This window comes from Paraburkholderia sp. SIMBA_030 (genome assembly GCF_046535245.1).
In the GTDB taxonomy this organism is placed as follows: domain Bacteria; phylum Pseudomonadota; class Gammaproteobacteria; order Burkholderiales; family Burkholderiaceae; genus Paraburkholderia.
In genome coordinates this window covers 54669-65555 of the sequence record NZ_JAWRXB010000032.1, presented here as the reverse complement: position 1 = coordinate 65555, position 10887 = coordinate 54669, and the positions used below count along the sequence as shown (strand labels likewise).

10 protein-coding genes are annotated in these 10887 nt (G+C 60.6%); 1 reads left to right on the top strand and 9 read right to left on the bottom strand.

The annotated features are described in order from the left end of the window. Positions 1–28: 28 nt before the first annotated feature. The gene (locus SB772_RS36770) at positions 29–952 is read right to left on the bottom strand and encodes a LysR family transcriptional regulator (protein ID WP_410838023.1); all 924 of its coding nucleotides are present in this window, start codon (positions 950–952) and stop codon (positions 29–31) included. A 358-nt stretch (positions 953–1310) separates the two neighbouring features. On the opposite strand from SB772_RS36770, the gene SB772_RS36765 reads away from it, so the two are divergent. Continuing rightward, entirely contained in the window at positions 1311–2480 is a 1170-nt protein-coding gene (locus SB772_RS36765; RefSeq protein ID WP_410838039.1) for a porin, read from the top strand. 275 nt (positions 2481–2755) lie between these two features. Here the strand turns inward: SB772_RS36765 and SB772_RS36760 are convergent, their stop codons facing one another. From SB772_RS36760 to urtA, 8 genes are all read right to left on the bottom strand, one after another. Further along, positions 2756–3826 carry an SDR family NAD(P)-dependent oxidoreductase gene (locus SB772_RS36760; RefSeq protein ID WP_410838022.1) on the bottom strand — a complete coding sequence of 357 codons (1071 nt, stop codon included), beginning with the start codon at positions 3824–3826 and terminating at the stop codon, positions 2756–2758. Between the two features lie 234 nt (positions 3827–4060). Then, on the bottom strand, positions 4061–4411 hold the full coding sequence (locus SB772_RS36755; RefSeq protein ID WP_410838021.1) for an FmdB family zinc ribbon protein: 351 nt from the start codon (positions 4409–4411) through the stop codon (positions 4061–4063). A gap of 28 nt (positions 4412–4439) precedes the next feature. Then, positions 4440–5678, bottom strand: coding sequence for a formamidase (gene fmdA, locus SB772_RS36750; RefSeq protein WP_410838020.1), 1239 nt, complete (start codon positions 5676–5678; stop codon positions 4440–4442). Between the two features lie 84 nt (positions 5679–5762). Continuing rightward, positions 5763–6452, bottom strand: a complete 690-nt coding sequence (gene urtE, locus SB772_RS36745) for an urea ABC transporter ATP-binding subunit UrtE (RefSeq protein ID WP_410838019.1) — start codon at positions 6450–6452, stop codon at positions 5763–5765. Positions 6453–6463: 11 nt separating this feature from the next. Then, a complete protein-coding gene (gene urtD / locus SB772_RS36740; protein ID WP_410838018.1) occupies positions 6464–7207 on the bottom strand; it encodes an urea ABC transporter ATP-binding protein UrtD in 744 nt (247 codons plus the stop codon). 3 nt (positions 7208–7210) lie between these two features. Continuing rightward, the gene (gene urtC, locus SB772_RS36735; RefSeq protein ID WP_410838038.1) at positions 7211–8374 is read right to left on the bottom strand and encodes an urea ABC transporter permease subunit UrtC; all 1164 of its coding nucleotides are present in this window, start codon (positions 8372–8374) and stop codon (positions 7211–7213) included. Between the two features lie 88 nt (positions 8375–8462). Continuing rightward, the gene (gene urtB / locus SB772_RS36730; RefSeq protein WP_410838017.1) at positions 8463–9380 is read right to left on the bottom strand and encodes an urea ABC transporter permease subunit UrtB; all 918 of its coding nucleotides are present in this window, start codon (positions 9378–9380) and stop codon (positions 8463–8465) included. Between the two features lie 60 nt (positions 9381–9440). After that, positions 9441–10718, bottom strand: coding sequence for an urea ABC transporter substrate-binding protein (gene urtA / locus SB772_RS36725; protein ID WP_410838016.1), 1278 nt, complete (start codon positions 10716–10718; stop codon positions 9441–9443). Between the last annotated feature and the right edge of the window lie 169 nt (positions 10719–10887).

Genomic DNA, 10887 nt, shown 5'->3' with positions numbered 1-10887 from the left:
AGACAGCCGGCTACGCCGTGAGAGACGCTTACGCAACGGCCCTCAGGGCGGCCGATGGCTTGGAGCTCCGGTACTTGCCCACCACGAAATCCACGAAGCTTCGTACTTTCATCGACAACTGCCCGGGCGACGAATACAGGATGCTCAGATGCTGCTGCCCGGTGCTCACATCGAAGTCCTCGAGAACGTGTACGAGTGCACCACGTTGCAACTCTGGCTCCACCATCGGGCGCGGCAGCAACGCGATGCCCATGTCGTGCAGTGCGGCAGCTTTCAACATGGCGTAACTGGGCGACAACAGCGCACCGTCAACGGACACGCGATGGGCTCCCGTTCGATCGACGAATTCCCAGCAGCGCTGACCGCTTTCCGAGCGGCATAACAGCGTGTGCCGGCCCAGGCTCGATGGAGCATGCGGTCTATCGCGGATGGACAGATACGTTGGCGATGCGACGAGCACCTGAGCGACGCGAAGCAGCGGGCGGCATACGAGCGTCGAACCGAATAGCGCGGGATTGTCGGAGAAGCAAACGTCAAAGCCGCCTTCGACCATGTCGATACGCACATCGAAGGTCGTCACCTCGAATGACACGCCTTCGTGCAACGCGCGGTACGCCGCGAGCAGCGGCGCGAGCCCCGACTGCGCGAACGCCGCAACGCACGCCACATGCAGCGTGCCGCGCAGCTCGCGCGTCGACTGCACGAGGTTCGCTTCCATTTCATCGAGCTGCTCGATGATCGTACGGCAGCCGCAGAGGTATTCCCTGCCCGCTTCAGTGAGCGACAGCGTCCGCGTGGTGCGGTTGAGCAGCCGCGTATTCAGGTGCGCCTCCAGCATGCCGATGCTGCGCGTCACCGCCGCCGGCGATACGCCCAGTTGCCGGGCCGCCAGGTTGAAGCTCGCAAGTTCGACGACCCGGGCAAAGACGCGCATCGCTTGAAGTTGGTTCATGACAGTGAGCCGATGATTGAACGATGTCGTGATCATCGCCTCGGCGCAGTGAAACGGGACCTCCGCGTTTATGAAGTCTTTTTTAAGTTCGAGGTCAGGCTAAAAATCGATCGTCAAGCGTGCGTCAACGAAACGCAACGAACCATAAGACAACAACCGCTTGCAGCCACGACTTCTTGCCGCTGCCTAAAGGGCGAGCCGCTTTATTCCTCCCGGCGAAAGCATCAATTTCATTTCCTGTGGACAGCGAAGAATTCTTGCTGACTAGACTTCGGTGTCCGTGGAGCGCATGCGGCGAAACACCACACCGGCGCTCTGGACCAACTTCACGCAAACTAAATTCTTCGGGAACATGCAGATGAAAACAACCAAACTGGCCTGGTCGGCCGCGGCCTCGATCATGATGTTTTCGGGCGTGGCGCACGCCCAGTCGAGCGTGTCGCTCTACGGTCTCCTCGAGGAAGGGCTGAACTTCACGAGCAATGCGGGCGGCCATAGCGCTGTGCAGATGAAACAGGGTGATATCTATGGCAGCCGCTGGGGCCTTAAAGGCCAGGAAGACCTCGGTGGCGGCTACAAGGCGATCTTCACTGTCGAGAGCGGCTTTGACCCGAGCAACGGTCAGCAAAGTCATGGCCTTGCATTTGGCCGTCAGGCGTACGTGGGATTGTCATCGGATCAGTACGGTACGGTGACCTTTGGCCGCCAATATGACACGAGCGTGGACGACTACGGCTTCGGCTCACTGACCGCAGCCGGCAACTTCGGCGGCGACGTCAATTCACATCCGTTCGACAACGACAATGCCGACTGGGACTTCCGCGTCAACAATGCGGTCAAGTACGTGAGCCCGAACTACCGCGGTCTGACTGCTGAAGCCATGTACGCCTTCAGCAACCAGCCCGGCGCATTCTCCAACAACCGGGTCTGGGGCGCGACGCTGAACTATCAGCACGGAGGACTGACAACGGCCGCGTCCTATCTGAAGATGAACAATCCAGGCGCGTCGGCGGCGGCCGGTGCTGTAGGTGCTGTAGGTAGCGACGTGCTGTTCGCAGGTTCGTCACAGCAAGACATCGGCGTGGGGGCGACGTACCGCTTTGCCCATGACCTTTTCGGCCTGACCTATTCGCACGTCGATGTCTATGATCCGACGTTCAACGGGTATTTCTCTTCGCAGACGGGTCCCTCCGGCGGCACCTGGAATGTATGGAAATTCGACAACTTCGAAATCAACAATCAATATTTTTTCCGGCCGAATTTGTGGCTTGGCGCGGCATACACGTTCACGATCGCACACCTTCACGCGAGCACCGGTTCCTTTACGCCGAAATGGCATCAGGTCGGTCTCACTCTCAACTACGATTTGAGCAAGAGAACATCGCTCTATGTGCAAGGCGAATACCAGCATGTCGTGAGTGCGCACACCGGTACCGATTTTGACTTCGCCCAGAACCCTGCCGCAGCGGGTATGTCGACCGGCCAGAATCAGATGGTCTACCGCGTGGCAATGATTCACCACTTCTAAGCTCTCAATACGTCATCGCGGCCGGGATGGTGAAGGTGACGACCGCGACGTTTTTCGGTTCCTGCGAGAGCCGTTGGACGTCGCGAGTAAAACACGCGGCTGCGCGAACCGCCTACAGCGGAATGACGATCACCCCGCAAAGTTTCAACAATTGCTGCGGGAAGAAGGCACGCTGCTAATCGCCCGTACATTGATGATGCCCGGCGATACGCGGTTGCGACGGTGGAGACGTTGGCGGGCAAATTCGTCCTACCAGCCCCATCATGAATCCGATGTCACAGGCTCTTCGCGCTATCGCCGCCCGTCACCTCGATTTCGGAGCCCGTGATCATCGCGGCGGCGTCCGAGGCGAGATAAACGGCCGCTGGAGAGATGTCTTCCGGCTGCACCCAGCCAACACCAAGCGGCATGGTCGCCGCGCGGCGGTCCCACGCTTCCTGCGGCGTCAGCGGGCCGTTCGTCCTATGGTAGCCAGTCTCGGCGATGCTCTCGGTCAATCGCTTGTCGTACAGCGTCAAAGCCGTCGCGACAAGGCCCGGCACGACTGCGTTGACTGTGATGTTGTAGCGGCCAAGTTCGAGTGCCGCCGACTTCATCAACCCAAAGATGCCCCACTTCGACGCGGCATAAGCCGCCGCGTCCCTGGTTCCGTGCCGACCTTGCATCGACGATACGACGATGATGCGCCCGTAATTGCGCGTCACCATCTTGGGCGCGAACGCGCGAATGGTATTCGCCGTTCCATTGAGATTGTTATCGATGACGTCGGACCATTCAGCGTCCTCGAGGTCCAGCAGCGGCTTCCAATACTGGATGCCGGCGTTCGCCACGACAATATCGATCTTCCCGTAACGCTGCTCGATGCGATCCGCGGCGGCGCGCAGTGCGTGCATATCGCGGATGTCCGCGCGAATGCCTTCGCTGCGACGGCCATATGCCTTGACCATGCTAACTGTTTCCTCAAGCTCCTGCGGCGTCGCAGGGGTGGCGTTCGAGGCCATGCTTACAGGGCCGGCGATGTCGATAACGATCACGTCCGCGCCGTTCGCAGCGAATTCCACCGCGATGGCCCGGCCGATGCCGCGCGCCGCGCCTGTGACGACCGCGACGCGGCCTTGCAGCTTCGAGTCGCGGCCGGCGACGATCGGCCCCGCCGTTTTGTTGGCCGGCGGCATGGGCACGGGCAGGCCGTCCATCGTCTGCGGGGCTTCTGATGTTTGCCGGGCTTGCGCGATTCCGGCAAACAGGATGCCCGCGGCTGCCGCGCTGCCGCCAACGATTATTTTGCGTCGCGACGTGTCAGGAACGCTGCGCTCGTAGTCGGGCTTCTTTTCATCAGTTGTCAATTCAATGCTCCTGGCGGATTGGACGTTTTATCGACGCGCTCTTTTTCAGGGCAGCGCCGCCGGAAGCATGATGCCGTCGCGGAAGGAACGATGGAATGACTAACTCTGAAAGTATCAATTTCAGAGAAAACGCGAGCTGGGCGAGAACTAATGTTGCTCTCACTCTGATAAGAAGTCTTCCGTAAACTCGTTCGTCAATCCGCTCGACAGATGCCATTACATGTGTCGGTCTGTTCAGTGGCTGATCATCCACGGGCGCCCGCCGCCGCTCGCGCTTTTCAGCCCGTTCGACTTTGTTCCACCGCTCGCGCCTGCGAGTGACAGCTTCCCACCGGAACAGCACCCGCACCCCGGCCGGTGCCGCGCCGGCACCTCGCTGGAATGGCGCGGCGCATGCGCTGCCCGCTCGTTGCCCGCGTGTGCAGTACGCTGGGTGCCGGACATCAGCGCGAGCGCCGGCGCGCTGACCATCCGCGACGCAACCGCGCCGCATTCAGGACACTGCCCCGGACGGTCGCGCTCGGCGATACTGCGCATGACGGCAAAAGGTCCACAGCCCTCGCATTGAAAGTCGTAGATTGGCATGACTTGACCCTCGCTTGGTGAACGACCGTCAGGACCAGATGATGTCTGGCGAGATCGGTAGATCGACGCCGCCCTTCACGTGCCTGACCGGGCCGTCCGCGTTAGGACGGATGTCGAAATCGAAGATTTGCGTCGGCAACCACAAGGTCGCGCAGGCGTTCGGAATATCGACGACTCCGCTAATATGACCCTGCACAGGCGCACACCCGAGAAGCGAATATGCCTGCGCGCCGGAATAGCCGAACTTCTTCAGATATTCAATCGCGTTCAGGCAAGCCTGCCGGTACGCAACCTGCACGTCAAGGTAGTGCTGCTTGCCGCTTTCATCGACGGAGATGCCCTCGAAGATCAGGTAGTCGTTGTAGGCGGGCGTGATCGGGCTCGGCTTGAACACAGGATTGCGAATGCCGTATTTCTCGACACCGCCCTTGATCAGGTTGACGCGCATGTGCACCCAGCCCGCCATCTCGATCGCGCCGCAGAACGTGATTTCGCCGTCGCCCTGGCTAAAATGCAGATCGCCCACGGACAATCCCGCGCCGTCGACGTACACCGGAAAGTAGACCTTCGAGCCGCGCGACAGGTCCTTGATATCGCAGTTGCCGCCATGCTCGCGCGGCGGCACCGTCCGCGCGCCGTGGGCGGCCGCCTTCGCCTTCGCGTCACCCGTCAGTTTGCCCATATGCGCGGTCGCCGCAAACGGTGGATTCGCGAGCGGCGGCACGCGCTCCGGCTCCGTCGCGATCAACGCAGCTTCGCGCGCGTTCCACGTTTCAAGCATGTTCGGATCAGGCAAACAGCCAATCAGCCCCGGATGGATCAGCCCGGCAAAGTTCACGCCGGGAATGTGGCGCGAACTCGTGTAAAGGCCGTGAAAATCCCAGATCGACTTTTGTGCATCCGGGAAATGATCGGTGAGGAAGCCGCCACCATTTGACTTGGCGAAGAAACCGTTGAAGCCCCATTGACTCTCCGGCCGCGCGCCGATGTCGAGCAGATCCACGACGAGCAGATCGCCCGGCTCGGCACCGTGAATGCCCACCGGACCTGACAGGAAGTGTACGATCGACAGGTCTATGTCGCGCACGTCGTCAGCGCTGTCGTTGTTCTTGATGAATCCGCCTGTCCAGTCGTACGTTTCCAGAATGAAGTCGTCGCCAGGATTCACCCAGCATGCCATCGGGATATCGGGGTGCCAACGATTATGCACATTCTCATTCTCGTAGGCGGACTGGTTCAGGTCGACCTTGATGAGGGTATCAGGCATCGCAAATTCTCCTTGGTTCAACGGTAAGCAATCGCGCAGCGGTCTGTCCCGCCACGCCGAACGGAATGATTCCCTGAGTGGCGTTCAGACGGACAGGTATTCGCGAATCCGGTCCGTGTCGCCGGCATCGCGCGAGCTCTGGTGCACGAAGCGCCCGCCCTCGATCACGAACAGCCTGTCCGCGACATCGAGCGCGAAGGTCAACACCTGCTCCGACACGAGGATGGCGATGTCGCGCGTCCTGCGAATCTCGTTCAGCGCCTTCGCGATGTCCTTGATGACCGACGGCTGAATGCCTTCAGTCGGCTCGTCGAGCAGCAGCACCTTTGGGTTCGTGGCCAACGCCCGCGCGATCGCCAGCTGCTGCTGCTGGCCACCCGAAAGATTCCCGCCCTTGCGCTTTCGCATGTCATAGAGGACCGGAAAGAGCGCGAAGATTTCGTCGGGCACGCGCGAGCTTTCCGCGTTCTCAAGTCCCGTCTGAATGTTCTCTTCGACGCTCAGCGATGAAAAAATCTGCCGCCCTTGCGGCACGTAACCGATCCCCTTCGCGACGCGACGAAAGCCTTCGTCGTTCGATACGTCCACCCCATCCACGCGCACCGTGCCGCGGCCGGACGGCAGCATGCCGATGAGCGCCTTGAACAGCGTGGTTTTGCCCATTCCGTTTCGGCCCATCACAGCGACCGTTTCCTTGCTCGCGACATTGAATCCAATGCCATGCAGCACCTCGCTCTGCCCATAGCTCACCACCAGATCGTCGACTTCCAGCATGTTCCCTCTCCTTAGTGTCCGAGATAGACGTCGATTACGCGGGGATCAGCCTGCACCTGCGCCATCGGTCCCTCGGCCAGAATCTTTCCCTGATGCATTACCGTGACGGTGTGTGCAATGCGCTCGACAAACGCCATGTCGTGTTCAATGACGATCATCGAACGGTTGCGGCAGATGCGGTCGAGCAGTTCAGCCGTGATCTCGCGCTCGCGTGCGCTCATGCCCGCGATCGGCTCATCGAGCATCAGCAACTCCGGATCCTGCATCAGCAGCATGCCGATCTCGAGCCACTGCTTCTGCCCGTGCGACAGCAGGCCGGCCTCGAGATCGAGCGTCTGAGCCAGACCGATGTCCTGCCCGACCGCCTGGACCCGATCAGCTACCTCCGAATCCTGTTTGTACGCCAATGCGCCAAACACACTGCGCCCTCGTGGGAACGACACCTCGAGATTCTGCGCGACCGTGAGGTTTTCATAGATGGAAGGCGTCTGGAACTTGCGCCCGATGCCCTTTCGCACCCGCCGGTACTCGGCCAGCCTGGTGATTTCCTCGTTGCGGAACTTGATGCTTCCGCCGGTTTCCCTGGTTCTGCCGCAGATGAGATCGAGCAAGGTTGTCTTGCCAGCACCATTGGGGCCGATCACGACGCGCAGTTCGCCGCGCTCGAGATAAAGGTTCAACGAATCGATCGCCTTGAAGCCGTCGAACGACACGGTGAGATCTTCGATCGCCAGCAGAAAGTCCGTATTGCTCACTGTTCACCCCTCCTTCTGCGCGGTGTCGCGCAGCAGACGCTGAAAACGCGGCCGCACATACTGCTCGTACAGTCCGGCCAGCCCATTCGGGAACGCCATCACGACACCGATGAACATGGCCGCCATGACAAACAGCCATAGATTCGGAAAGCTCTCGGAGGCCCAGGATTTTCCGAGGTTCACCAGCAGCGCGCCATACACCGCGCCCACGAGCGACATCCGTCCACCGATTGCCGCATAGATCACCATCTCGATCGACGGTACGATCCCTACAAATGACGGCGACATGAACCCTACCTGGAGGGTGAACATTGCGCCGCCGACTGCGGCAAGCAACGCGGCCACGCAGAACGCGAACACCTTGAACATCGCGACGTCGTAGCCGGAGAAGCGCACGCGATCTTCCTTGTCACGCATCGCAAGCAATAGCGTGCCGAGCTTGCTGCGCTGGATCCAGCGGCAGACGAGCAGTGCAACCAGCAGCAGCACCGAGTTGATGAAGTACAGGATGAGCTTCGCCTCATTCGAGCGGATGTCCCAGCCGTGCAGCGTGCGCAGATCGGTAATGCCGTTGACGCCACCGGTAAAGCCCTGCTGGCCGATGATCAATACTGAGAGGATCAGCGCGACCGCCTGGGTGATAATCGCGAAATACACGCCTCCCACGCGCCGCCTGAACATCGCGTAGCTGATGACGAACGCGAGCGCGGTCGGCACGGCGAGGGTCGCGAGGATTGAAAATGGCAGCGAATGAAACGGCTTCCACCAGAAGGGCAACGCCGTCACCTGATTCCAGTCCATGAAGTCTGGAATGCCTGGCGTCGTCTGGGTCTTCGTCGAGATCGGGTCGGACGCCTCGAGTTTCAGGAACATCGCCATCGCGTAACCACCGAGCCCGAAGAACACGCCCTGACCGAGACTGAGGACTCCACCGTATCCCCAGGCGATGACCAGTCCGACGGCGACGAATGCATACGTCAGATACTTGCCCATCATATTCAGACGGAACGCATCGAGGGCGAGTGGAAAGATCACGAGGATCAGCACGGCCAGTATTGCGATGCCGCCATAACCGGATCCGTCGATCCAGCGCGCCAGCGTGCGCCAACCTCTCGTCGGCGCCGCGGGACCGGCCTGCGCGGACGCGCGGTCCGCCAAAGGATTCATGTCCATGTCCGTCTCTCCGAACAGGTTGATCAGCAAAGGGAATCGGCCGGTCGCCGGAAACCGGCGCCCACCGACATAGGGGAAAGCGTCACGCTCGCCGTACTTTCGAAGCGAAGAGGCCCTGCGGACGCAGCATCAGGATGATCACGACAGTGAGCAGCGTGAGCACGCGTGCGGTAGATCCCGACAGGAAAAACTCGCTGATCGACTGCATTTGCGCGATACCGAACGCCGACGCCACCGTACCGAACAGGCTCGCCGCGCCGCCGAACGTCACGACCAAAAACGAGTCCACAATGTAAAGCGAACCGCTCGTCGGGCCGGTAGAGCCGATCGCCGTGAAGGCCGCGCCCGCCACACCCGCGACGCCGCAGCCGATCGCGAACGTCATCCGGTCCGTAAGCTTCGTATTGATGCCTGCCGCGTTGGCCATGGGACGGTTTGCGACCGTCGCACGCACGCGCAGCCCCCAGCGCGAGCGATAAAGCGCGAGCAGCAATCCACCGGTCATCAGCAGCGCCAGCCCCATCACGAACAGCCCGCTCACCGGAATGTCGAGCCCCTGGGCCGGCTCCCACGAGCCCATGAGCCAGTCCGGCAGCGCGGGACTTACCTCCTTCGGCCCAAAGGTGGAGCGAAACACCTGCTGCATGCCAAGGCTCAAGCCCCACGTGGCGAGCAGCGTATCTAGCGGACGTCGGTACAGATGTCGGATCAGCGCCCATTCGGCAAGCCAGCCCGCGGCAAACGCGAGTAAGAACGCGGCCACGATCGCAAAGAAAAAATAGACCGGGGTGAACGCGTGCCACACGTTCTGAGCGAACCACGAAAACATGTACACCGTGTATGCGCCGATCGTCATGAACTCGCCGTGGGCCATGTTGATCACACCCATCTGGCCGAAGATCACGGCAAGCCCGAGCCCCATCAGCAGCAGGACGCTGAAGAGGCTCAGTCCTGCGAAGCCCTGCATCAGCGTAATGTTGAAAATATCTGAAGCGGCCATCGAAGTACTCCTGGAGCGGGGCCGCGCGTGCGCGAACCACCGTGCTGACATTGCAGGCAGTTACATGTAACCCTTTGGGAACGGGTTCGGCTGGATCGGCTCCGCGGACTGCGCGACCACCTTGAACTGGCCGTCCGGCATCCCCTCACCGATCAGCGAGCGGCTCCACAGGTGGTGATTGGGGTCGACCTTCGCGTAGCCCTGCGGTGCATTCTTGAGTTCTATACCCGCGGATGCGGCGACTACCTTGTCGACATCGAAGCTGCCTGCGCGCTCACATGCGGCCTTCCAGATCCAGGGACCGAGGTAAGCCGCCTGGGTCACGTCACCGATCACTGCGTGCGGGCCGTACTTGGCCTTGAAGGCCGCGACAAACTTCTTGTTGATATCGTTGTCGAGCGACTCGAAATATTTCATCGACGAATAGAAGCCGGCGAAATTGTCGCCGCCGATGCCAAGCACTTCATCTTCGGTGACCGACAGCGTCATCAGGAACTGCTTTTGCGGCGTGATGCCGGCGCCTTTGAGCTGCTTGTAGAACGCCACATTCGAACCACCGACCACGGTCGCGAGAATACAGTCCGGCCGCGCGAGCTTGATCTTGTTCATCAGCGAGTAGAAATCGGTCGTGCCGAGGGGGTAGTACTCCTCGCCGACCACCTTCGCATGCAAATGCTGCTCGATATGACGACGCGCGATCTTGTTCGAGGTGCGCGGCCAGATGTAGTCAGAGCCAACGAGGAAATACGTCTTCGCCTTTTTCGTCTGCGACGCCCAGTCGAGCGCCCACAGAATCTGCTGGGTCGCCTCCTGCCCCGTGTAGAACACGTTCTTCGACTGTTCGAGTCCTTCGTAGAACGTCGGGTAATAGAGCAGCCCGTTGTCCCTTTCGAAAATCGGCAGCACTGCCTTACGCGAAGCCGACGTCCAGCAGCCGAACACAGCGGCCACGTGATCGTTCTCGAGCAGCTTCTTCGATTTTTCGGCGAATGTGGGCCAATCGGAAGCACCGTCTTCCTGAATGATCTGGATCTTGCGGCCAAGTACGCCGCCCATCGCATTGATCTGGTCGATCGCGAGCCGCTCCGCCTGGATCGACCCAGTCTCGGAGATGGCCATCGTGCCCGTCGCCGAGTGTAGCTGACCGACCGTCACGGTGCTGTCAGTCACGGCCAGACCGGTCGTGTTCACCTTCGCCGTCGGCGGCACCTGCGCGAATGCCATGCGCGGCATGCCAAGCGCAACCAGCGGCGCTGCGGCCATGCCGCCCAACAGACGCCTGCGCAATAGCGAAGGGGCGTCGGGTGCATCGTCGTCGAGTCGATCGTCTACGGCCATTACATTCTCCTTGTCTGATCCGCGTTGCGGGGAGTAGTCGCCGGCAGGTCCCGCCGGTGTGTGGGCCAGAATGTATGGAGCCAAAATGGGAAGCGAAATACGTCGATTGACGTATATCCAACGACATTTATGGAACGTCACTTGCTTCTATGATCCCCGCCATGGTCGG